The organism is Rhizobium sp. 01T444 (genome assembly GCF_056398305.1).
In genome coordinates, this window is sequence record NZ_JBFTPD010000009.1 from 114,125 (window position 1) to 136,354 (window position 22,230).

General features: G+C 61.4%; 20 protein-coding genes. 16 read left to right on the forward strand and 4 right to left on the reverse strand.

The window, feature by feature from the left end:
- The first annotated feature begins 10 nt into the window (after positions 1-10).
- Genes AC1DTN_RS15120 through AC1DTN_RS15135 form a run of 4 tightly spaced genes read left to right on the forward strand, consistent with a single transcriptional unit; the run spans position 11 to position 3,888 of the window.
- Positions 11-1,048, forward strand: a complete 1,038-nt coding sequence (locus tag AC1DTN_RS15120; protein ID WP_477921559.1) for an ABC transporter ATP-binding protein — start codon at positions 11-13, stop codon at positions 1,046-1,048.
- A complete protein-coding gene (locus tag AC1DTN_RS15125; protein WP_439014907.1) occupies positions 1,048-2,043 on the forward strand; it encodes an ABC transporter ATP-binding protein in 996 nt (331 codons plus the stop codon). Before AC1DTN_RS15120 ends, AC1DTN_RS15125 begins: the two co-directional genes overlap by 1 nt.
- A 1-nt stretch (position 2,044) precedes the next feature.
- Positions 2,045-2,983 carry an ABC transporter permease gene (locus AC1DTN_RS15130; protein ID WP_439014908.1) on the forward strand — a complete coding sequence of 313 codons (939 nt, stop codon included), beginning with the start codon at positions 2,045-2,047 and terminating at the stop codon, positions 2,981-2,983.
- An 11-nt stretch (positions 2,984-2,994) separates the two neighbouring features.
- Positions 2,995-3,888 carry an ABC transporter permease gene (locus tag AC1DTN_RS15135; RefSeq protein WP_477921560.1) on the forward strand — a complete coding sequence of 298 codons (894 nt, stop codon included), beginning with the start codon at positions 2,995-2,997 and terminating at the stop codon, positions 3,886-3,888.
- On the opposite strand, the gene AC1DTN_RS15140 is transcribed toward AC1DTN_RS15135, so the two are convergent.
- From AC1DTN_RS15140 to AC1DTN_RS15150, 3 genes are read right to left on the reverse strand one after another with little or no spacing between them, the layout of a single operon-like run.
- The gene (locus AC1DTN_RS15140) at positions 3,885-4,751 is read right to left on the reverse strand and encodes a DMT family transporter (RefSeq protein WP_477921562.1); all 867 of its coding nucleotides are present in this window, start codon (positions 4,749-4,751) and stop codon (positions 3,885-3,887) included. The genes AC1DTN_RS15135 and AC1DTN_RS15140 overlap by 4 nt on opposite strands.
- Positions 4,752-4,761: 10 nt before the next feature.
- A complete protein-coding gene (locus AC1DTN_RS15145) occupies positions 4,762-7,158 on the reverse strand; it encodes a PIG-L family deacetylase (protein WP_477921563.1) in 2,397 nt (798 codons plus the stop codon).
- A 35-nt stretch (positions 7,159-7,193) separates the two neighbouring features.
- Positions 7,194-8,414: an ROK family protein gene (locus tag AC1DTN_RS15150; protein WP_439014912.1), complete on the reverse strand. Its 1,221-nt coding sequence runs from the start codon at positions 8,412-8,414 to the stop codon at positions 7,194-7,196.
- A 260-nt stretch (positions 8,415-8,674) separates the two neighbouring features.
- Here AC1DTN_RS15150 and AC1DTN_RS15155 point away from each other — a divergent pair, with 260 nt between their 5' ends.
- The 10 genes from AC1DTN_RS15155 (at position 8,675) to AC1DTN_RS15200 (ending at position 19,378) form a co-directional block, all read left to right on the forward strand.
- The gene (locus tag AC1DTN_RS15155; protein ID WP_439014913.1) at positions 8,675-9,931 is read left to right on the forward strand and encodes an extracellular solute-binding protein; all 1,257 of its coding nucleotides are present in this window, start codon (positions 8,675-8,677) and stop codon (positions 9,929-9,931) included.
- 9 nt (positions 9,932-9,940) lie between these two features.
- Positions 9,941-10,888 (forward strand): carbohydrate ABC transporter permease, encoded by a 948-nt coding sequence (locus AC1DTN_RS15160; RefSeq protein WP_113319885.1) that lies wholly within the window; start codon positions 9,941-9,943, stop codon positions 10,886-10,888.
- Positions 10,885-11,742 (forward strand): carbohydrate ABC transporter permease, encoded by an 858-nt coding sequence (locus tag AC1DTN_RS15165; protein WP_310389578.1) that lies wholly within the window; start codon positions 10,885-10,887, stop codon positions 11,740-11,742. The genes AC1DTN_RS15160 and AC1DTN_RS15165 overlap by 4 nt, the downstream gene beginning before the upstream one ends.
- Positions 11,743-11,745: 3 nt before the next feature.
- Entirely contained in the window at positions 11,746-13,260 is a 1,515-nt protein-coding gene (gene argH / locus AC1DTN_RS15170) for an argininosuccinate lyase (RefSeq protein WP_477921564.1), read from the forward strand.
- Entirely contained in the window at positions 13,260-14,291 is a 1,032-nt protein-coding gene (locus AC1DTN_RS15175; protein ID WP_439014915.1) for an ABC transporter ATP-binding protein, read from the forward strand. The genes argH and AC1DTN_RS15175 overlap by 1 nt, the downstream gene beginning before the upstream one ends.
- A complete protein-coding gene (locus tag AC1DTN_RS15180; RefSeq protein ID WP_439014916.1) occupies positions 14,288-15,184 on the forward strand; it encodes a carbohydrate kinase family protein in 897 nt (298 codons plus the stop codon). The genes AC1DTN_RS15175 and AC1DTN_RS15180 overlap by 4 nt, the downstream gene beginning before the upstream one ends.
- A gap of 257 nt (positions 15,185-15,441) precedes the next feature.
- Complete coding sequence (locus AC1DTN_RS15185) at positions 15,442-16,740, forward strand: efflux RND transporter periplasmic adaptor subunit (protein WP_477921565.1); 1,299 nt, start codon at positions 15,442-15,444, stop codon at positions 16,738-16,740.
- 12 nt (positions 16,741-16,752) lie between these two features.
- Entirely contained in the window at positions 16,753-17,469 is a 717-nt protein-coding gene (locus AC1DTN_RS15190) for an ABC transporter ATP-binding protein (protein ID WP_477921566.1), read from the forward strand.
- Positions 17,459-18,661: an ABC transporter permease gene (locus tag AC1DTN_RS15195; protein ID WP_439014919.1), complete on the forward strand. Its 1,203-nt coding sequence runs from the start codon at positions 17,459-17,461 to the stop codon at positions 18,659-18,661. The genes AC1DTN_RS15190 and AC1DTN_RS15195 overlap by 11 nt, the downstream gene beginning before the upstream one ends.
- A 102-nt stretch (positions 18,662-18,763) precedes the next feature.
- Positions 18,764-19,378, forward strand: coding sequence for a GntR family transcriptional regulator (locus tag AC1DTN_RS15200; protein ID WP_477921567.1), 615 nt, complete (start codon positions 18,764-18,766; stop codon positions 19,376-19,378).
- Positions 19,379-19,426: 48 nt separating this feature from the next.
- Here the strand turns inward: AC1DTN_RS15200 and AC1DTN_RS15205 are convergent, their stop codons facing one another.
- On the reverse strand, positions 19,427-20,239 hold the full coding sequence (locus AC1DTN_RS15205; RefSeq protein ID WP_037106653.1) for a ferredoxin--NADP reductase: 813 nt from the start codon (positions 20,237-20,239) through the stop codon (positions 19,427-19,429).
- Between the two features lie 248 nt (positions 20,240-20,487).
- On the opposite strand from AC1DTN_RS15205, the gene pcsA reads away from it, so the two are divergent.
- Positions 20,488-21,213, forward strand: a complete 726-nt coding sequence (gene pcsA, locus AC1DTN_RS15210; RefSeq protein WP_113319895.1) for a phosphatidylcholine synthase — start codon at positions 20,488-20,490, stop codon at positions 21,211-21,213.
- An 11-nt stretch (positions 21,214-21,224) separates the two neighbouring features.
- Positions 21,225-22,205 carry a quinone oxidoreductase family protein gene (locus tag AC1DTN_RS15215; protein ID WP_439014921.1) on the forward strand — a complete coding sequence of 327 codons (981 nt, stop codon included), beginning with the start codon at positions 21,225-21,227 and terminating at the stop codon, positions 22,203-22,205.
- Positions 22,206-22,230 lie beyond the last annotated feature (25 nt).

The window sequence follows — 22,230 nt, forward strand, 5'->3', positions numbered from 1 at the left end:
AAGGACGAGCATGAGCACGCCGTCGAGCCTTGTTGAAATCCGCAATCTCTCGGTCGATTTCGAGAGCAACCGCCATTTCACCCGTGCGCTGCACGGCATCGATCTGACACTCTCCCGCGGCGAGGTGCTCGGCATCGTCGGCGAATCCGGCTGCGGCAAGTCGATCACCTGGATGGCGGCGCTCGGCCTTCTCGGCCGCAACGCTCGTGTCAGCGGCTCTGTGACATCAGACGGCCAGGAGATACTGGGTGCCGACGACGCAACGCTCAGCCGCGTGCGTGGCGGGCGGATCGCCATGATCTTCCAGGACCCGTCGAGCTCGCTCAATCCGCTGCACAAGATCGGCTGGCAGTTGACGGAGGCGCTGCGACTGCATCAGGGCATGCGGGGGGAGGCGGCCCGCAAGGAGGCCGAAAGGTTGATCGACCGCGTCGGCATCGCCAATGCCCGCCAGCGGCTCGGCGAATATCCGCATGAATTTTCCGGCGGCATGAACCAGCGTGTCATGATCGCCATGGCGCTTGCCGGCAATCCTGATCTTCTCGTTGCCGATGAGCCGACGACCGCGCTCGACGCGACCATCCAGGCACAGATTCTTGACCTGCTCGACGACATCAGGCGCGAGCGCGGCATGGCGCTGGTGCTGATCTCGCACGATCTCGGCATGGTGGCAGAAATGACCGAACGTGTCGCGGTCATGTATTGCGGCCGCATCGTCGAGGATAGCCCGACATCGGATCTGTTCGCCAATCCGGCCCATCCCTATACGCGCGGCCTGATCGCCGCGCTGCCGCGCATCGACGGCCCGCGTCAGCGTCTGATGGCCATTCCCGGCACGGTACCGCCGCCGAGCGCGCTGCCGCCGGGCTGTACCTTCTCGCCGCGCTGCATGCTGGCCGATGAGGACTGCCTGCACTGCGTGCCGCCCATGCGTTCGGCGGGCGTGGATGACAGGCACCTGGCTGCCTGCGTCCATCTCGGCGCGGTATCCTCCTTTGTGCCGAAGACATCAGCTGTCGTTCAGGCAAATGCTGCGGGAGTGGCGTAGTGAAGGGCGCTCTCTCCGTTCGCGCGCTGAAGCGCCACTATACGCTCCGCCAGCGCAGCGGCCTGTTCTCGTCGGCAAAGACCCTCAAGGCAGTCGATGGCCTGACTTTCACCGTGGCGCCGGGCGAAATGTTCGGCATCGTTGGCGAAAGCGGCAGCGGCAAGTCGACGACCGCGCGGCTGCTGCTCGGCCATGTCCCGCCGACATCAGGAGATGTCTGGTTCGGCGGCGAGCCAGTCGGTGCGGTGCCGAACGCCCATTGGCGTGCCATGCGCAAACGCATGCAGATGATCTATCAGGATCCGCTCGGCGCGCTCGATCCGCGCATCGCCGTTGCCGGCCAGATCGAAGAGCCTCTGATCATCCATAATCCCGAAATGACGCCGGCCGACCGCAAGCGCCGCGTCGCCGAAGTGATGGCCGCCGTCGGCCTGATCGCCCATCACGGCAGCCGCTATCCGCATGAACTCTCAGGCGGCCAGCGCCAGCGCGTCATCATCGCCCGCGCCCTCTCGATGGAGCCGGAGCTGCTGGTCTGTGACGAGCCGGTCTCGGCCCTCGATGTTTCGGTGCAGGCACAGGTGTTGAATGTCTTCGAGGATATCCGCGCCCGCACCGGCTTTACCGGCGTCTTCATCAGCCACGATCTGAAGGTCGTGCGCCAGGTCTCGGACCGCGTGGCCGTCATGTATCTCGGTGGCATCGTCGAGATGGGCATACCGGAAGATATCCTGCAGTCTCCGGCCCACCCATATACGAAGGCCCTGGTTTCGGCCGTGCCGCAACCGGGAAGACCGGCGCGCAGCCGCATCATCCTGACCGGCGATCCGCCCAATCCCGTCAACGTACCCTCCGGCTGTCCCTTCCACACACGCTGTCCGGAGGCGCGCCCGGTCTGCCGTTCGCTCAAACCCGAACTCATCGCCGAAGGCGGCCGCTCCGTCGCCTGCCATCTCGTCAACAATCCGTCGCTAACAGGCGGGGAGGCGGCCTGACATGCTGCAATTCATTCTGATCCGCCTGCTGCGGGCGCTGGTGACGCTCTTCATCATCGTCACCTTTACCTTCATCATTCTGCGTGTTGCCGGCGATCCCGCGACGCGCTTCTTCGATCCGGCGCAAACCCAGCCTGAGGTGATTGCCGCCTTCCGTCGTCAGTGGGGCCTCGATCAGCCGCTCTGGGTGCAGTTCTATAAGTACCTGATCGCCATCATCCACGGCGATCTCGGAAATTCGATGCGCGAGAACCGATCGGCGATTGAGTCCGTGCTGGCGAGGTTGCCCGCGACGCTTCAGATCATGGTGCCGACGCTGTTCATCAAGACCGCGCTCGGCATCACGGCCGGCGTCACTGCGGCGCTGTATCGTAATTCCTTCTTCGACCGCTTCATCATGTCACTCTCAGTCCTCGGCTTCACGGTGCCGACCTTCGTGCTCGGCCTAGTGCTGGCGCTGATCTTTGCCGTGCAATTGCGTTGGCTGCCGTCAGGCGGTTATTCGACCTACGCCCACATGATCCTGCCGATCGCGACGTTGAGCATTGCAGGTGCCGCCATCATTGCCCGCTACACGCGCTCGGCCATGATCGAGGTGATTGGCCGCCCCTTCGTGCGCACCGCAGCCGCCAAGGGCGTGCGGTCCTCGGAGGTCGTCACCCGCCATGTGTTGCCGAATGCCGCCGTGCCGATCGTCACGATCTTCGGCTTCATGATGGGCAATCTCGTCGGTGGCGCGGTCATCGTCGAAAGCGTCTTCTCCTGGCCGGGTATCGGCCGGCTGCTCGTCTCCTCGGTCCAGGCGCGCGATCTCGCCGTGGTGCAGGTCATCGTGCTCCTGATCGGTCTGATGATGGTGATTTCCAACCTCGTGGTCGATCTGCTCTACGGGCTTATCGATCCGCGGATGCGCAGCCGCGGTCGCGGCGTCACAGCTTGAGGGAGAACGAAATGGCTATCGACCAGCAGATTGCCGCCAGCGGCAGCGTCATCGAGGAAAAGAAGAAGATCACCGCTTTTCTGGAGGCCTGGCCGCCGGCGGTTCTGATCGCGATTTTTTGGCTTGCTCTGGTGATCCTGGTCGCCGTGATCGCGCCGCTGATCGTCCCCTATGATTTCATGGCGGTCGATGTACGCGCACGCCTGAAACCACCTGTCTTCTTCGGCGGCGATTTCGCTCATATCCTCGGAACGGACCAGCTCGGCCGCGACGTGTTTTCGCGTGCGCTGATCTCGATCCGCATCTCGCTGACCATCGCCATATGCGCCACGATGCTCTCGACCGTGGTCGGCGTGACGCTCGGCTTTATCGCCGCCTATTTCCGCAGCTGGGTCGATCAGGTCATTCTGACCTTCGTCGATGCGCAGCTTGCCATGCCTTTCATGATCATCTCAATCGCCGTGCTCGCCTTCCTCGGCAATTCGCTTCCGATCTTCATCATGCTGCTCGGCCTGTACGGCTGGGAGCAGGTGACCCGCATCGCCCGGGGGCTTGCGATCTCGGCCAATGCGCAGGGCTATGCGGCGGCGGCACGCGACATCGGCGCTTCGCCCTGGCGTATCTATCTGCGCCACATCCTGCCGAATATCTCCGCCATGATCGTCATCGCCATGACGCTCAACATCCCCGCTGTGATCCTGCTGGAATCGAGCCTCTCCTTCCTCGGCATCGGTCTGCAGCCGCCACAGACGAGCCTCGGCAATATGGTGGGTTACGGTCGCGACTATATCCAGTCCGCACCCTGGATCATGCTCATGCCGGCCGCGGTGATCGTCATCACTACTCTGTCCGTCTCCGTTGTGGGTGACTGGCTCCGCGACAGGCTGGACCCGACGCTACGCTAGCGTTTGCGTCGTTCCAGGAAGGCGACTGCCTGCAGCGTTGCGATGATGACGATTATGCCGATGAGCGTGCGCAAGTCCGGCACCTCACTAAAGAAGACATAGCCGCTCGCCGTTGCAAAGACGATTGACAGATAACCGAACGGCGCAAGCAGACTGGCGCTGGCGATCTGATAGGCGCGCAGGAAGCAGAATTGCCCGATCTGCGCCAGCAGTCCGATTCCGAGCAGGGCGGGCCAATCCTCGCTGCGTACCGGTTGCCATACGAAAAGCGCCGGAATGAAGGTGATGACGGTCAGGCCGGCCGTATAGAAGACCATCATCACAGTCGTGTTTTCGTAATGCAGCATCCGAGTCTGGATCGTCGCCAGCGCCCCGAAGATGATCGAGAGGAGCACTGCCAACAGCCCGAAATTCCAGGCGAATGTATCCGGCGCTAACATGATCAGCACGCCGACGAAGGCAAATACCGCGCCGATCCACCGCCACCGGCTGACCCTCTCGCCGAGCATGGCGACGGCCATCAGCATCGAAACCAGCGGCCGCGTGAAGCCAAGTGCATTGACGAGCACCAGCGGCAGCATGGTCAGCGCCACGAAATTGCTGGTCAGCGCGACGGCATTGCAGCTGATGCGCATGATGTTGCGCAGGGGATCCCTGGAACCGGCAAGCTGCCGGCGGTGTCGCCAAATTAATGGCAAGATAAGCACGAGCCCGATCAGCGCGCGGATAAAGACGAGTTGGATCGCCGGATAGGACGCACCCTGCATCTTCACCAGCACCGTCATGCCGGTCACCAGCGTCGTATCGGAAAGCAGCCAGACAATGCCGAAACGGCTGTCCCTGGCTGCAGTGGATGCATCCATTCCTGTTGCCTCAGGCGGGCTGGACGAGATTGGCGATCAGCCGGAAGGCACCTGATGTCAGCTTGTCGAGCTGGTGATGCAGTACGAGGCTCGTATGTGTATGCCGCCCCTTGCCGATTTCAGCCGAAATCAATGCGCCCTTGAGTGGTTGTTCCTCGGGGTCATGCATGGCAAGCAGCGGTACATAGGCCTCGTCCCAGCGGGCGGCGAAATAGAGGCCGCGCTCCTTGTCCCAGCCATCCCAGTCCACGGATGTGATCCTGTTCGGCCCCTTAAGCAGTGGATGCTCGGGCTCCAGCACAGTCACCTCTGCTGCCGGATCGGTCACGCGCCAACGGACGGAGGGCGAGCCGATATCGATGCGCTTCGGCGGCGTGGCATCCGGTCGCCAGCCATCGCTCGGGCGATGATAGAGCGTCAGCAGGTGGCCGCCATCTTCCACGAAGCGATGCAGGCGGGCGGTTGCAGCTGCCAGATCCTTGCGGCTGCCGAAGGCGAAGATGCCGACGACGATGGTCGTAAAGCGCGAGAGATCGCCGGACAGGGCCCGCGCATCGAGTTCGGTGACATCGAGCCCCATGCGGCCAAGCCAGAGCCCGACGCGATCGGCACCGCCGCCGACATAGCCGATCTTGGCGCCATCAGGCAGTTTGAGGTCGAGCGCCAAAACGCGCAGCAGTTCCGGTTCGCGAAAGCTGGTGCGGCCGATATGCGGATAGGCGATCGGCGAGATGCGCATCGCCGGCTGCCCGTCCACGAGCGGCGTGATGGCGAAGAGGCCAGGCCTTATCGAGGTAGGAGGGGAAAGCGTAAGCGCGCCATCAGCCTCCTTGATCGCCCAGCCGGCCGGCGCGGAAAAGCTGACAGGTCCTGCAGACGCAGCCTTGATCTCCAGCTCCGGCCTCTCGCCATCTACGGGAATGATGAAAGCATTGGGCTGAAGGTTCAGCGAGTGTTGCGGCGCGACTGTAAGCGGCTCCTCAAGATCGACGGTCACCGTGACTGAACGGCTTCCGACCTGTGCCCTTACCTCGACGAAGGCATTGCCGTTGCCGCCGAGGCTCGACCATCCTGGCTGATATTGCCGCGTGAGCGGCGCATCTGCGGTTGCTGTCAGCGCATACACAATCTGCTTCGGCGAGGTTTCCTTGACGCTCGCCGAAATGCCTGCCGGCAATCTGATGCTGGCGTCGACAACAGCGGTTCCGGCATTGCCGCTGAGATGAAGGATCAGCGTGCCGGTTGCTCCAGGCGAAAGCGCGGCGGGTTCGGCAACCGCCCGGACGAAGACCTGTTCGGCTTCGCAAAGTGCGGCATCGATTTCCACGAGCTTGCGCTGCAGACGATGCCCGTGCGTTTCGAGGAAGGCGTCAGGCGCTTCCTCAAGCGCCTTTTCAACTTGATGTGCCGCCTGTAGCAGCGCATCGACGATGGCGGATCGTTCCGGAAAGCGCTCGATCGCCTTGCCGATTGCGCCATCCGCGCGCATCAGCGCATCGACGACACTTTGCGGCAGCTCCGTTTCGCGGGCGAGATCGGCGAGCGTCGAGGGAAGCGAATCGAGGATGGACGCCTCCGCGACGGAACCCTGCGCGCTGAGCTTCAGATGCAGTGGCCATTCGGTATCGCCGATATCGTACCAGCGGCCCATGCCCTGAGAGGCATGGTAATACCGCGACCATTCGCCGATATGGTCGTAGGTGACGCCGCTGACAGGTTCGAGATCAGTGGCTTCGAGCGGCAATGTCATAACCGGCGGCGGCACTTCGTCATCGTAGGTATCCCCGCCGCCTGACCATGCCGGCAGATAGAATTTCGCGACCTGCCATGGCGACAGACCCTCGTCGAAATGTTCGGGAAAAGCCGAGGGATCGGCGGCAAGTCCGACAGCGGCTTCCGCCGCCCGCGTCATCGCGCGGTGGTGCCCATGCTGACCCGGTACGTCGAGAAAGGTCGGCAGCACGATATCGGGACGCTCCGTGCGATAGGCCCGCACTAGCCGCTCGACGATGCGCTTTTCGCCCCATCGGTCGAATGTCCGGTCACCATTCTTGGAGAAGCCGAAATCATGGATCGGATCATCAGGGCCGTGGCCGAGCCAGTAGACATCGGCGTCGAGTTCGTAGGCAGCCTCTTCCATCTCGCGGCTTCGCATGATGCCGAGCGCGCCGAGCCGTTCCGGTCCGAGCGCATTCTGCCCGCCTTCGCCGCGCGTCGAGCAGGCGACGATGACGCGCATGCCGAGGCCGAGGCGCAGATAGGCGAGCAGGCCGTTATGCTCGTCATCGGGATGCGCGCCGGTATTCATCATGGTGACGGTCGAGGTCAGGCGGGACAGGGCCCGGTGCAGCCGCGTGAGCGAAAGGCTCCGCTTCTGTTTCTCAATACGATCTCGATCGGTCAGCATGGTTCCTCCATTGGGGCAGACCGGTGGCGCGCATCTTAAGCTGCGTTATCGGCGACGGCGGTCGGTGAAATGTCGAGTTTGGGGGTGACGGCTTCGAAGAGCGGCAGCGCCGCTGCGCCAAGTGCGGCCGTCAACTGGCCCGTCTGGCCGCGAATGACGCGCGGCAAGGCGCGCGTGCGCCGACTGGCAACAGAAACGGGAAGGGTCTGCATGGCCGCGACGATCTCATCGATGACGGCATCGGGGAGCGCACCGCCGAGGATGACGGTCTCCGGATCGAGAACGTTTTCCAGCATTGCCACCATCGGCGAGAGATAGTCAGCGGTCTCCGCGATCCACTCCTTCACGACGGGATTGCCGTCCCGGTGCAGCACTTCGATCGCCGCAAAATCAGCATTCTCATAGCCCGCCTCGGTGAGCTTCTCCTTCAGCGCATGCAGGGATGCATAACGCTCCAGGCAGCCGCGCTGGCCGCACGGGCAAGGTTTTCCGCGCGGGGCAACGACCACATGGCCGATTTCGCCGGCATTGCCGAAGGCGCCACGGAAAGGTGCGCCGTCATGGATCAGCCCGAGGCCGACGCCGACGCCGAAATAGATCATGCAGAAATTGGAAATGGCGCGGCCCGCACCGAACAGCCGCTCGCCGACGGCGGCAGCATTCGCATCGTTTTCGACGATAACGGTCTCGCCGCTCGCTTCGCTGAGCAATGCAGCCGGATTGATGCTGCTCCAGCCGGGCAGGGTGGTCGGGCCGACCGAGCTCATGCCTTCGATCTCGAAGGGGCCAGGCATGACCACACCGATGCCGAGAAGCTTGGACGGGAAGTGCTTGCGGACCTTCTTCACCTCGCCGGTAAAGAGCGGAACGATATGTTCCGGGCTCGTATTCTCCACCGGCATGATGGTCTCGGAACGCACCTTGCCGGAAAGGTCGAGTACCGTCGTAACCATATGGTCGGCAGCGATTTCGACGCCGATCGTGACGGCTCCATCAGGGTTGACGGCAAACTGGATCGGCGGCTGGCCGCGGCCGGAACGCAAGCGGCCGATCTCCATCAGCAGCTCTTCGCTGACGAGCTCGTCGACGATATTGGCCACCGCCTGCGCAGTCAGGTGCGTCAGCTTGGCGATATGCATGCGGCCGAGCGAACCATGCATGCGTACGACATCGAGCACGACACGACGATTGTGGTCACGGCTGCGCTCGGGGTTCTTGCCCATCGCGATCTGCTGCTTGCCGGATTGCCGTGTCATCTCGCCGCCCTCGTCTCTGCCGATATGGATAGCGCCGATATCATGAGAGGAGCAATAGAATAATTAAACTAAATTATCTTATTGACAAAACCCTCCGCCCGAACCAGCCTGAAAGGGTCGCAGTGCGATGCCGAGGATGAGGAGCCTCAGTTCCATCTTCCCGAGCCAATCAAATCGGGGCGCCGCCGATGTGCGGGATGCCCTGGGGAACCAAATGAGCGCGAGCGGTTCGAAGGCCGGCTCGGCAATGGAGGGATAATATGCGTCGCGGAATCTTATTGGCCGGGCTTTTTGCCGGCATCAGCATGGTTGCGGTTAACAGCGCCCAGGCGGTCGAAATCGAATATTGGCAGTATGTCTACGATACGCGCGTCAAGGCGATGGACCAGCTGATCGCCAATTTCGAGAAGGCCAATCCTGACATCACCGTCAAGCAGACGACCTTCCCCTATGCCGACTACCAGACGCGCGTCGTTGCCGCCAATCTCGCCGGCAATGGTCCTGATGTGATGCAGCTCTTCTATGGCTGGCTCGACCAGTTCATCGCCGGTGGACTACTGCAGCCGCTGCCAACAGACGCTTTCCCGCATGACCAGATCGAGAAGGACTTCTTCCCGATCGTATCAGCCATGAAGCGCGGTGACGACTACTACGGCCTGCCGACCGCCGTCCGTTCGCTGGCGCTCTTCTACAACAAGAAGCTCTTCCAGGAAGCCGGTCTCGACCCGAACAAGCCGCCGCAGACCGTCGATGAATTCGTCGCTGCGGCCGAAAAGACAGTCAAGCGCGATGCCGCCGGCAACATTGCCGTCGAAGGCACGACGCTCGACATGGGCGGCCAGGATCACCAGTGGTGGCGTGAAGTGCTGATCCGCCAGTTTGGCGGCGAGCCCTATACTGCCGACTATTCCAAGGTGACCTACAATAGCGATGCCGGCATCAAGGCGCTGAAATTCTACACCAGCCTGCAGACCGAAAAGAAGGTCGGTCAGACCGGCTTCATGGATGAGGGCCAGGCAGCCTTCCGCGGCGGCAAGGCGGCGATGACCATCGACGGCACTTTCCGTCTCGGCTCCTTCGGCAGCATCAAGGATTTCGAATGGGGCGTCACCGAGCTTCCGGCCAATGCGGATGGCCTGCGTTCCAACTATGCAAGCTATTTCGCCAACGGCATCGGCGCCAAGGTATCGGGCGAAAAGCTTGAAGCCTCCAAGAAGTTCCTCGCTTACGTGACCTCGCCAGAAGCCATGAAGATCTGGCTCGGCACCGTCGGCGAACTGCCGGCCCGCCGCGAAGCTGCTCTGACCGACGAAAACCTCAAGAACCCGATCTATGCGCCCTTCCTGAAGGCGCTCGCTTATTCGCACACCTCGCTCTTCGTGGATGAAGCCGGCCAGCGCCAGAACGCCATCGACATGGTCAACCGCGTTCTCCTGGAAGGCCAGTCGCCCGAAGATTCCATTGCTCAGGCCGCAACCGCCGAGCAGGAAATCATCGACAACGCCAAGAGCAAATAAGGGACGGCCATGAGCTCCGCACCCGCGAATACGGAAGGGGCGGCCTTGAGCCGTCCCGCCGGATCGTTCTGGGATCGGCTGACGATGCGCCAGAAGCGCCTCGTCTGGGTCTGGACATTCCTTGCCCTGCCGATCCTGTTTTACTGCGTGATCCGTTTTTATCCGACGCTGCAGGCCTTCTACCTGTCCTTCACCAATTGGAACCTGATGAAGCCGCCGAAATTCATCGGCGTCGCCAATTATGTGAAGCTCTATAACGACCCGCAGTTCTGGAAGGTTTTCCGCAACACCTTCACCTATCTCATCATCGGCACGCCGCTGAGCCTCATCATCTCGTTCGTCGTGGCCTTCTTCCTGGATCGCGTGCGCTTCCTGCACGGGTTGATCCGCGCGCTCTATTTCCTGCCGTTCCTGACGACGGCTGCCGCCATGGCCTGGGTCTGGCGCTGGTTCTATCAGCCGGCTCCGATCGGCGTCATCAACGATGTGCTCGGCATGATCGGCCTGCCGCAGCAGCAGTTCATCCGCTCCGTCGATCAGGCGCTGCCGTCGATTATGGTCACGTCCATCTGGGCTGGCCTCGGCTTCCAGATCATCATCTTCATGGCCGGTCTTCGCGCCATCCCGAGCACCTTCTACGAGGCTGCGAAGATCGATGGTCTCGGCGAATGGCCGATCCTCTGGAAGATCACTCTGCCGCTCCTGAAGCCGACGACCGTCTTCCTCGTCGTCTTCTCCTCGATCGGCTTCCTGCGCATCTTCGATCAGGTCTACAACATGACGACGAACGATCCCGGCGGCCCGCTCGGATCGACCAAGCCTCTGGTTCTGATGATCTATCAGACGGCCTTTTCATCCTACAACATGGGTTATGCAGCCGCGCAGACCGTCGTGCTCTTCGCCATCCTGCTCTGCGTCTCCCTGCTGCAGCTCTGGATTCTGAGGGAACGCAAATGAGTGCCGTGACCACGAACACCACGGCACCGCTGCCGAAAGCCAATATCCGCCCCGGCGCCATCCTCATCTGGACGCTGCTTTTCATCGGTGGCCTGATCATGGTCTCGCCGCTGCTCTTCATGTTCTCGACATCGCTGAAGACAGCAGGCCAGGTCTACGACCTGCGCCTCATCCCGGCCGAACCGACGCTGCAGAACTACATCACCGTTCTCTCGGACGGCCGCTTCATGCGCTGGTTCCTGAACTCGACGATCGTTGCCTGCACGGTGACGCTCTCGAACGTCTTCTTCGACAGCCTTGTCGGCTATACGCTCGCCAAGTTCGAATTCCGTGGTCGCTACCTGATCTTCCTGGCGATCCTCTCGACCCTGATGATCCCGACGGAAATGCTCGTCATTCCCTGGTATCTGATGTCGGCGCAACTCGGCTGGCTGGACAGCTACTGGGGCATCATGTTCCCGGGCATGATGACTGCCTTTGGCACCTTCCTGATGAAGCAGTTCTTCGAGACGGTCCCGAACGATTTTCTGGAAGCCGCCCGTATCGACGGCCTGAACGAATTCCAGATCTGGTGGAAGGTGGCGATGCCGCTGGTGACACCGGCCCTCTCGGCGCTCGCGATCTTCACCTTCCTTGGCAACTGGACGGCCTTCTTCTGGCCTCTGATCGTCACCACTAGCCGCGAACTCTACACGCTGCCGGTGGGCCTCTCGAGCTTTGCCGTCGAGCAATCCATCCAATGGGAAATGATCATGACCGGTGCAGCACTTGCGACATTGCCGACGCTGCTCGTCTTCCTGGTGCTGCAGCGCTACATCGTGCGCGGCGTCATGCTGGCCGGTCTGAAGGGATAAAACATGACCGAAACCAACCCCCGTCTTTCCGACAAGAGCGTCTTTCCTGATCCTGTCTATAAGGAAACGGTGTTGAAGCCGCTCTTCGATGGCGCCAAGACCCATCATGTTGATGGCTTCCGCCGCATCGACCGCGCTCATCTCGTCATGCTGGTCGAAACCGGCATTCTCGACCGTGAGCAGGCCGGCAAGATCGCCGGCGCGCTCGAGGCGATCGACCATGACATCAATCCCGAAAAGCTCGTCTATACCGGCGAGGTCGAAGACTTTTTCTTCCTCATCGAGAAGGAGCTGAAGGCTCGCATTGGCGTCGATATCGCCGGCCGCCTGCATACGGCGCGCTCACGCAACGATATCGACCATACGCTGTTCAAGCTTGGCCTGAAGGAACGCATCGATGCGCTCATGGTCAAGGCGCGCAAGCTGCTCGATGCGATGATCGCCACGGCCGACTGGGAGAAGCAGACGCTGATCGTCGCCTATACCCACGGCCAGCCGGCCCAGCCGACCACCTTCGGTCATTATCTCTCGGCAGCGATTGAAGTCCTGATCCGCGATATCGAGCGCTTTGCCGAAGCTCGCGAGATCGTCAATCTCAGCCCCATGGGCGCTGCGGCGATCACAACGTCGGGCTTCCCGATCGACCGCGCCCGCGTTGCCGAACTGCTGGGTTTTGCCGCGCCGCTGCGCAATTCCTACAGCTGCATCGCCGCTGTGGACTATACGACCTCGACCTATAGCGCGATCGAGCTGATGTTCCTGCATCTCGGCCGCCTGATCCAGGATTTCCAGTTCTGGACGAGCTTCGAGGTCGGCCAGATCTATGTGCCGAACGCGCTGGTGCAGATTTCCTCGATCATGCCGCAGAAGCGAAATCCGGTGCCGATCGAGCATATGCGCCATCTCGCGAGCCAGACCTTCGGCCGCGCCCGCACTGTGCTCGACGTCATGCACAATACGCCCTTCACCGATATGAACGACAGCGAAGGCGAAACGCAGGGCATGGGCTACGAGGCCTTCCACTCGGCCGCCCGCGTACTTGACCTGCTGGCCGCCTTCATTTCCCAGATCAGCATCGATCCCGAGCGCGTAGCGGACAATATCCGCCGCTCCTGCATCACGATCACGGAACTGGCGGATTCGCTGGTGCGTCTGGAAGGGCTCTCCTTCCGTCAGGCGCATGAAATTGCCGCAACGGCGGCCCGCGCGGTGGTCGCCAAGGGCGGTGGTCTTTCGGATGACGGTTACGAGCCTTTCCTCGCAGCTTTCGAGGAACTGGCCGGCCGCAAACCCGGTATCGACAAGGCGCAATTTGCCGAGATCGTCTCGCCGGAACATTTCGTTGCCGTCCGCGCCCGCTTCGGCGGCCCCGCGCCGGCACCGATGGCGGATGCGCTTGCAGCCTACCAGGAAAAGGCTGCCGCATTCGCCAGACAAGCGCAGGAAAATGCAGCGCGCGAAGCCGCCGCTGCTCAGGAACTTCAAACCAGATTCACGGCATTGATGGGGACGGCCTGATGGCAAATATTGAACTGCAGGGGCTCGTCAAACGCTACGGCAAGCTGGATGTCGTCCACGGCATTGATCTCGCGATCGCCGATGGTGAATTCGTTGTCTTCGTTGGCCCGTCCGGCTGCGGCAAGTCGACGACGCTGCGCATGATCGCCGGCCTTGAAGACATTTCCGGCGGCACGCTGAGGATCGGCGGCGAGGTGGTCAACGAGCGCGAGCCGAAACAGCGAAACATCGCCATGGTGTTCCAGAACTACGCCATCTATCCGCATATGAGCGTGCGCCAGAATATCGGCTTCGGTCTCTACACCTCCAAGCTCTCGCAGGCGGACAAGGACAAGCGCATCGATGAGACGGCGCAGATCCTCGGGTTGACGGATTATCTTGCCCGTCGTCCGGCCGCGCTCTCCGGCGGCCAGCGTCAGCGTGTTGCGATCGGCCGCGCTATGGTGCGCAATCCCTCTGCCTTCCTCTTCGACGAACCGTTGTCAAACCTCGACGCCCAGCTGCGCACCCAGATGCGCATCGAGATCAAACGCCTGCACCAGCGCTTGGGCACGACGATCGTTTACGTCACCCATGATCAGGTCGAGGCCATGACCATGGCCGACCGTATCGTCGTCATGAAGGATGGTCACATCCTGCAGGCGGGAACGCCGATGGATATCTATGAGAACCCCGCCGACGTCTTCACCGCGCGCTTCATCGGCAGCCCGTCGATGAACCTTCTGCCGGGCACGGCTGCTGCCGATGGTTTGCGCATCGGGCAGGGCGGTCCGCATCTGATCGGCGTGCGTCCGCATGATCTGGTTATCGGCGAAGGCACGGGCGTCCTTTCGCTCTCAGGTACGGTGACGGCCGTCGAGCCGCTCGGCGCCGAAACGCTGGTGCATTTCGATGTGACGGGCACGTCCGTGATTGCAACCGCCCCCGGTAAGGTGATACCGGCCGTCGGCAGCACCGTGAATGCCCATGCAGCCTCCGGTGCTCTCTATGTTTTCGATGCAAAAACGGAAAAGGCCCTCGGGCGCCAATGACATCTGATAATGACATGCGATCCGCGGTGCTCAGCATCGGCCGGATCTATTGCGACCTGATTTTCACAGGACTGGAGACCATGCCTGTGCTCGGGCGTGAGCTCTTTGCCGATGACTTGCGTATTGCAGCAGGCGGTGGCGCTTTCATCATGGCCGCTTATTCAGCCCATATCGGCCGCAAGACGGCTCTGCTCTCCCGTCTCGGCACTGATGGGCTTTCGAATGGCCTGATCGCGGAACTGAAAGCGAGCGCCGTCGACCTTCGTTTTCTCGACCGGGCGGCTGATGCCGGTCCACAGGTCACGGTCGCGATCAACAATGGCGAGGAGCGGGCCTTTCTGTCCCGTCGTGCCGGCGGCGCGGAGCCGGCTACGCTCGGTGAGGCGCTTGCGTGGAACGAGGCGCGTCATCTGCACATCGCCGAATTTGCCACCTTGGCGGAAATCCCCGGTCTGATCGCAAAGGCGAGGGAGAACGGTCTCACCGTATCTCTCGATCCGAGCTGGGACGAGACGCTGATCTACCAGCACGATTTCCTCGATCGCTGCGAGGGCGTCGATCTCTTCCTTCCGAATGTCGAGGAAGCCGTCGCCATCACCGGATACTCCGATCCGGACGTAGCGCTGGATAGGCTCGCCGAGCGCTTCCCGGCGGTGGCGTTGAAGGCTGGCGCCGGCGGAGCTTATTTCGCGGCCGGAGATCTGCGCCTCCATCAGAATGCCCCCACCGTCAACGTCGTGGATACGACCGGTGCGGGGGACGCCTTCAATGCCGGGCTCATCCATGCCTGGCTTGGCGGCGCGAGCGCCGATATCTGCCTGCGCGAAGGCATTGCCATGGGCAGCCTCGCGGTTCAGGCGGCAGGCGGCGCCGCAATTCTGCCTGCACGTTAGGGCTTGGACGATGCCGCGGCCTTTCCAGAGCCGTGGATCGCTCTAGGTCGACCGAATTATTCGCGTCGAGCCCGCGGGCTTGTTGCCGAACAGCTTTCGCTGACTGCGCCATCCAGCTGTTTCCTTACGAATATTTCATGTTTTTCAGCCGCATTTCCGTGCCATCGTCAGGGCATCGGTAATGTTGGGTTCATCTTCGGCATGATTATCTCGGCGTGAAGCAGGGCTGATACGGCGAAGCATACATCGAGGATTAGATGGACAATTTGGAGGCTGGTAAAGAGACCGGTTCTGTAACAGGCGCAAATGCCGATCTGGCTGCCGTGCTGGTTGCTGGCCGGCAGAGCAAGGGCCGTCGCTGGCGTGGACGCCTGATCGTTCTGGTGCTCGTGATCCTGGCTGCCGCCGCTGCCGCCTATTTCTATGCGGGCCGAGGCCGTGCCGAAATCACCTACACGACCCAGCCGGTCAAGCACGGCGACCTCACAGTGCTCGTCACCGCCACCGGTTCCGTCCAGCCGACCCAGCAGGTTGATATATCGAGCGAATTGTCGGGTACCATGCGTGACGTCAATGTCGACTATAACAGCACCGTCGAGGCAGGCGATGTTCTGGCCGTCCTCGATACCAACAAGCTGGAAGCCGATGTGAAGAGTTCGCGTGCCAAGCTCAACTCGGCAAAGGCCAACGTGGTCAAGGCGAATGCAGATCTGGAATCGGCTGCGACCTCGCTCGACCGCCTGAAGAGCCTCGTGAAAAGTAACGTCTCCACCCAGCAGAGCCTCGACGATGCGACCTACAAATATGACTCGGCAGTCGCCGCCAAGGATATCAATGAGGCCGAGGTCCTGGCCTCAGAGGCGGACCTGCAGCTTGCCGAGGTCAATCTCGGCAAGGCGAAGATCGTCTCGCCGATCGATGGCGTGATCCTCACCCGCTCCGTCGATCCGGGTGCGACCGTTGCTGCCTCGCTTTCGGCGCCCGTGCTTTTCACAATTGCCGGCGATCTCAAGAAGATGGAGCTGCAAGTGGATGTCGATGAGGCTGATGTCGGCCAGATCGCCGTCGGCCAGAAGGCGACTTTCACTGTCGATGCCTATCCCGGCCGCACCTTCCCGGCCGCGATTGAGCAGATCCGCTTTGCTTCCGAAGTGGTCAACAATGTCGTCACCTACAAGGCGGTCCTCTCGGTCGACAATGCCGACTTGCTGCTACGCCCCGGCATGACGGCGACATCGGATATCACCGTCGAGGCCGTCAAGGATACCCTGATGGTGCCGAATGCGGCCCTCCGTTATGCGCCGCCGCAAGTGGAAGGGCGCGGTGGTCGCGGCATCTTCAGCCTGTTCCGTCCGCCGCGTCTGCCCCGCAGTGGCGGCGGTGGTGATTCCAAGCTCACCGGCACGCAGCGCCGCGTCTGGCTGCTGCGCGACGGCCACCCCGCGCCCGTCGTGATCCAGGTCGGCTCCTCCGATGGTCAATTCACCCAGGTCACATCGGGCGAACTCACCGAAAAGGATGCAATCATCACCGATGCCGCGGCACGGACGAACTGACGGGAGCCGATGATGGAACGCCCGCCACTTCTTGAGTTCAGGCAGGTCTCGAAAATCTACGGTGAGGGCGCTGCGGCCATCCGCGCGCTCGACCGCGTAGACCTTTCGATCCGCGAGCATGAACTCGTCGCGATCATGGGACCGTCCGGTTCCGGCAAGTCGACGGGGATGAATATTCTCGGTTGCCTCGATGTACCGACCTCGGGCGACTATGTCTTCCAGGGTATTTCGACAGGTGGCTTCGATCGCAGCCAGCTGACACTTTTGCGCCGCCATATGCTGGGTTTCGTCTTTCAGGGCTTCAACCTGTTGTCGCGCACATCTGCAGTCGAGAATGTCGAACTGCCGTTGATCTATCGCGGTATGGCGGTCGGCGAGCGGCGCAGGCGGGCGAGGGAAGCGCTCGGCCTTGTCGGCCTGTCGGGCAGGGAAAACCACAAGACCCAGGAACTTTCCGGCGGTCAGCAGCAGCGCGTGGCGATCGCCCGCGCCATCGTCACCGAACCCGCTCTGCTGCTTGCCGATGAGCCGACCGGCAACCTCGATACCAAGACCAGCATGGAGATCATGGATCTGATGACGCGGCTGAACCGCGAGCAGGGCATCACCATCGTCATGGTCACCCACGAGCCCGATATTGCCGCCTATGCAGGGCGCCTGCTGCGCTTCGTCGACGGCAAGCTGGAAACAGAGGTCGAGCATCAGCGGAGGGCAGAACATGTTCTTTGAGACGCTGAAGCTGGCGCTGCGCGCCATCAGCCGCAATCTTCTGCGTTCCTTCCTGACCGTGCTCGGCGTCGTCATCGGCGTTGCCGCCGTCATCGCGCTCGTCACCATCGGCAATGGCACGACGGCGCAGGTTTCGACCGAGCTTTCGCGCCTTGGCACCAACATGCTCTTTGTGCGCCCCGGCCAGTTTGGTCCCGGCCGCGCCAGTTCCGAGGCGCGGCGCTTCACATTGAAGGATGTTGAGGCGATCCGCGATCAGGTCTCCGGCCTGCGGGCGGTGGCGCCATCCAATCAGTCGACGGCGACGGTCATCTTCGGTGGGCAGAACCATTCCACCACGGTCTACGGCACGACCAACGACTATTTCATCGCACAGGACTGGGATCTGGCGCTTGGCCGCAATTTCACGCCGGCAGAAGAGCGCGGCCAGTCGCGCTGCATCATCGGCGAGACCGTGCGCGAGCAGCTTTTCGGCGCCGCCGATCCGACCGGCCAGCTGATCCGTGTCGGCAAGGTTTCCTGCCCGGTCATCGGCGTCCTGGCAAAGCGCGGCCAGTCCGGCATGGGCAACGACCAGGACGATGCCGTCATCATGCCCGTCAAGGTGTTCCAGCGACGCATCAGCGGCAGCTCCAATGTGCCGACGATCCTCATCTCGGCGCGTGACGGCGTCTCGACATCAAAGGTGCAAGCCGATGTCGAGAACCTGCTGCGCGAACGCCGCAAGATCATCCCTGGCCGTCAGGATGATTTCAACGTCAACGACATGACGCAGATCGCCGAGGCCATGACCGGTACGACGACGTTGCTGACCGGCCTGCTCGGCGCGGTCGCCGCCGTCAGCCTGCTTGTCGGCGGTATCGGCATCATGAACATCATGCTGGTATCGGTGACAGAGCGCACGCGCGAGATCGGTATCCGCCTTGCGATCGGCGCACTTGAAAATCAGGTGCTGACGCAATTCCTCGTCGAGGCCGTCGCCCTGTCACTCTTCGGCGGCATAGCCGGCATCATGCTGGGGCTGACACTTGCATACGGTACGGTCAGCTTCCTCAATGTGCCCTTCGTGGTCAGCCCGCTCATCATCTTCATTGCCTTCGTCTTCTCGGCGGCAATCGGCATGATCTTCGGCTTCTTTCCGGCCAGACGCGCAGCACAGCTCAATCCCATCGAGGCGCTGCGTCACGAGTAAGGGGAGTGCTTTCGCGTACTGCATGACTTTGATATATCAGGATAACTTGTCTTTGGCATCTAGCCGTGCCAGTATTGATATATCAGCCTGGGATTCGCCCGCATGCAGGAATCGCTAAGCCATCTCGCCTACCTGGCGCTGGAGCACGCTATCGTGACACTGGCTTTGGCGCCGGGTGCATTGGTAACGGAAAAACAGCTCATCGATCTTGCGGGCCATGGCCGCACACCGGTGCGTGAAGCGATCCAGAAGCTTGCCTGGCAGGGGCTGATCGTAGTGAAGCCGCGCGTCGGCCTGCAGATCGCCGAAATCCATGCTGAAGATCATGCCAATGTCATGCAGGTGCGCCGCAAGCTGGAGCCGGTTGCGGCAGCTCTCGTCGCCGATGCTGCGAATGAGGAGCAGAGGACCCGGCTCGTCGCCTGCGCCCGCGCCATGGAGGAATGCGCTGTCAGCGGCGATGTGGCGCGCTTTTTCGCCGCCGACAAGGCCTTTGACGAGATCCTCGAGGATGCCTGCCCGAACAGTTTCATGACTGCAGCATTGGGGCCGGTCCAGACCCATTCTCGCCGCCTGTGGTATTCGACCGCCAATCCGGAACGGATGGATCGCTCCATCTCCCTCCACCTCGCGGTCATCAGGGCCATTCATCAGGGTGAGGTCGAGCAGGCGCGCGAGGCCATGGCCGATCTGATCGATTATCTGAGCCAGAAATAGAAACGGCCCCGTCTCCGGAGCCGTTACCTGGAAATCTATTTTCTGGCTTTAGCCGACGAAGGCGCGTTCGATCACGAATTCGGCGGGCTTGCTGTTGGCGCCTTCTTCGAGACCGGCCTTTTCCAGAATTTCTTTCGTATCCTTCAGCATGGCAGAAGAACCGCAGATCATGCCGCGGTCGATCGCCGGATCGATCGGCGGAACGCCGAGATCGGTGAAGAGCTTGCCGGAGGAAATAAGATCAGTGATGCGGCCGCGATATTCGAAATCTTCGCGGGTGACGGTCGCATAGTGGCGCAGCTTGTCGCCGACGACTTCCTTGAGGAGCTCGTCGTTCTGGATCTCGTGGACGAGATCGAAGCCATATTTCAGCTCGGAAATCTCGCGTGTCGTATGCGTGAGGATGACCTCGTCAAACTTCTCGTAGGTTTCCGGATCGCGGATAAGGCTCGCGAACGGTGCGACGCCGGTGCCGGTCGAGAACATGTAGAGGCGCTTGCCCGGGGTAAGCGCATCGAGAACCAGCGTGCCCGTCGGCTTCTTGCGCATCAGCACCTGGTCGCCCGGCTTGATGAGCTGCAGATGCGAGGTCAGTGGGCCATCCGGCACCTTGATGGAGAAGAATTCCAACTCTTCGGCCCAGGCCGGGCTCGCGATCGAATAGGCGCGGAAGACCGGCTTGCCTTCGACCATCAGGCCGATCATCGCGAATTCGCCCGAACGGAAACGGAAGCCATCTGGCCGGGTCATCGTAAAACGGAAGAGCCGGTCAGTGTAATGCGTCACGCTCAGCACCGTCTCGGCGTAAACGCCGGCGGGAATGGCGGAGGCGAATTCTTCGGTCTTTGCAGGAGCGTTCATTTCGATATCGGACTCGTCGTTCGCAGGATGATCATCGGCATGCGAGGCAGATATTACAAAACCTCGCTGAATTAAAGGCAATCCATTCCATCGCACGGCTGGGGAGCGAAATATGCATGTCACGGTCAGGATTCTTGGCCTGTGATGAACTGTCGCTTTTGCGCTGGCTAAGCTATTCAAAGGATGCATATTAGGCGAAAAACGACGCCCGCCGCGGCGCGGGGCGCGACAGGTAGTCACGGGGGAACATGAAAATCTTCAATTACAAGCGCGTTCCTTACGCGGAAATGCGCGCATTTTCCGTCCATATACTGACGGCGTCCGGTTCCTTCCTTGCCTTTCTCGGTGTGGTGGCCGCCGCCGAGCATCGTTTCGTCGATATGTTCTGGTGGCTGGGCCTGGCACTCCTGGTGGATGGCATCGACGGGCCGATCGCCCGCAAGGTGCGCGTCAAGGAAGTCCTGCCCAACTGGTCCGGCGATACGCTCGACAATATCATCGATTACGTGACCTATGTGCTGCTGCCGGCTTTTGCGCTCTATCAGAGCGGCATGATCGGCGAGCCCTGGTCCTTTGCGGCCGCCGGCATGATCGTCGTTTCCAGTGCCATCTATTATGCCGATATGGGCATGAAGACGGAGGAGTATTTCTTTTCCGGCTTCCCCGTCGTCTGGAATATGGTGGTCTTCACGCTCTTCGTCATGCATGCGAGCGAAATGACCGCCTTTATCGTCGTCACTGTCTCCGTGATCCTGACTTTCCTGCCGATCAACTTCCTGCACCCCGTACGGGTCCAGCGTCTGCGCCCTTTGAACCTCGGCGTCTTTCTGCTGTGGTCGGCACTCGGTGCCTATTCGCTGCTGAAGTATTTCGACATGCCGCAATGGGCGGTCGTTCTCTTCATCGTGAGCGGGATCTATCTTTACGTTATCGGTGCCGTGCTCCAATTCTTCCCGGCGCTTGGACGTAAATGAGGTAGACTGAGATGACAAAGACGAAAGCGGTTTCTTTCTCCAGAAACGGTGGTCCCGAGGTTTTCGAATATGTCGATATCGATCTGCCGCCGCCTTCTGAGGGGCAGGTGCAGATCCGCCAGCAAGCGGTCGGACTGAATTTCATCGACGTCTATTTCCGCGACGGCACCTACAAGGCGCCGCATCTGCCCTTCGTGACCGGCAAGGAAGGCGCCGGCGTCGTCACATCCGTCGGCCCCGGCGCAGCCGATTTCGCCGTGGGCGACCGCGTCGCTTATGCCAGTGCCGATGGCGCCTATAGCGCGGAACGCAATATCGAGACGAAACATCTGGTAAAGGTGCCTGACGGCATCAGCCTGGAAACGGCCGCTGCCATGATGCTGAAGGGCATGACGGCGGAATATCTGTTGAACCGAACCTTCAAGGTCGGCCCCGAGACCGTGCTGCTGTTTCATGCCGCAGCCGGCGGCGTCGGCCTCATCGCCGGCCAGTGGGCGAAGGCGCTCGGTGCAACCGTCATCGGCACGGCAGGTTCCGCCGACAAGGTCCAGTTGGCGCTCGAACATGGCTATGATCATGTCATCAACTACAAGACCGAGAACTTCGCAGAGCGCGTGCGGGAGATCACCGGTGGCAAGGGTGTGGACGTGGTCTATGACTCGATCGGCCGCGATACTTTCCCGCAATCACTTGATTGCCTGAAGCCGCGCGGGCTCTTCGCGTCGTTTGGCCAATCCTCGGGCGCGATCGAGAATTTTACCATGGCGCATCTCGCCCAGAGGGGCTCGCTCTATGCCACGCGGCCGACGCTCTTCACCTATATCGCCTCACGTCAGGAGCTAACCGATTGTGCAAACCATCTATTTGATGTTGTGCGCAGCAACAAAGTGCGTATCAATATCAACCAAACCTATCCGCTGCGTGAGGTTGGGCGGGCCCACGCAGATCTGGAAACAAGAAGAACAACCGGAACGACGCTGCTGATTCCATGAGATCCGAACGGACCGGTCGGCAGAA

Bases quoted from the DNA above. Each gene is read 5' to 3' on its own strand.
- AC1DTN_RS15150 (WP_439014912.1), bottom strand. From the start codon at position 8,414: ATGACACGGCAATCCGGCAAGCAGCAGATCGCGATGGGCAAGAACCCC.
- AC1DTN_RS15180 (WP_439014916.1), top strand. From the start codon at position 14,288: ATGACATCTGATAATGACATGCGATCCGCGGTGCTCAGCATCGGCCGG.
- AC1DTN_RS15185 (WP_477921565.1), top strand. From the start codon at position 15,442: ATGGACAATTTGGAGGCTGGTAAAGAGACCGGTTCTGTAACAGGCGCA.
- AC1DTN_RS15195 (WP_439014919.1), top strand. From the start codon at position 17,459: ATGTTCTTTGAGACGCTGAAGCTGGCGCTGCGCGCCATCAGCCGCAAT.
- AC1DTN_RS15130 (WP_439014908.1), top strand. From the start codon at position 2,045: ATGCTGCAATTCATTCTGATCCGCCTGCTGCGGGCGCTGGTGACGCTC.
- AC1DTN_RS15175 (WP_439014915.1), top strand. From the start codon at position 13,260: ATGGCAAATATTGAACTGCAGGGGCTCGTCAAACGCTACGGCAAGCTG.
- AC1DTN_RS15205 (WP_037106653.1), bottom strand. From the start codon at position 20,239: ATGAACGCTCCTGCAAAGACCGAAGAATTCGCCTCCGCCATTCCCGCC.
- pcsA (WP_113319895.1), top strand. From the start codon at position 20,488: ATGAAAATCTTCAATTACAAGCGCGTTCCTTACGCGGAAATGCGCGCA.
- AC1DTN_RS15135 (WP_477921560.1), top strand. From the start codon at position 2,995: ATGGCTATCGACCAGCAGATTGCCGCCAGCGGCAGCGTCATCGAGGAA.
- AC1DTN_RS15215 (WP_439014921.1), top strand. From the start codon at position 21,225: ATGACAAAGACGAAAGCGGTTTCTTTCTCCAGAAACGGTGGTCCCGAG.
- argH (WP_477921564.1), top strand. From the start codon at position 11,746: ATGACCGAAACCAACCCCCGTCTTTCCGACAAGAGCGTCTTTCCTGAT.
- AC1DTN_RS15140 (WP_477921562.1), bottom strand. From the start codon at position 4,751: ATGGATGCATCCACTGCAGCCAGGGACAGCCGTTTCGGCATTGTCTGG.
- AC1DTN_RS15145 (WP_477921563.1), bottom strand. From the start codon at position 7,158: ATGCTGACCGATCGAGATCGTATTGAGAAACAGAAGCGGAGCCTTTCG.
- AC1DTN_RS15190 (WP_477921566.1), top strand. From the start codon at position 16,753: ATGGAACGCCCGCCACTTCTTGAGTTCAGGCAGGTCTCGAAAATCTAC.
- AC1DTN_RS15160 (WP_113319885.1), top strand. From the start codon at position 9,941: ATGAGCTCCGCACCCGCGAATACGGAAGGGGCGGCCTTGAGCCGTCCC.
- AC1DTN_RS15165 (WP_310389578.1), top strand. From the start codon at position 10,885: ATGAGTGCCGTGACCACGAACACCACGGCACCGCTGCCGAAAGCCAAT.
- AC1DTN_RS15200 (WP_477921567.1), top strand. From the start codon at position 18,764: ATGCAGGAATCGCTAAGCCATCTCGCCTACCTGGCGCTGGAGCACGCT.
- AC1DTN_RS15155 (WP_439014913.1), top strand. From the start codon at position 8,675: ATGCGTCGCGGAATCTTATTGGCCGGGCTTTTTGCCGGCATCAGCATG.
- AC1DTN_RS15120 (WP_477921559.1), top strand. From the start codon at position 11: ATGAGCACGCCGTCGAGCCTTGTTGAAATCCGCAATCTCTCGGTCGAT.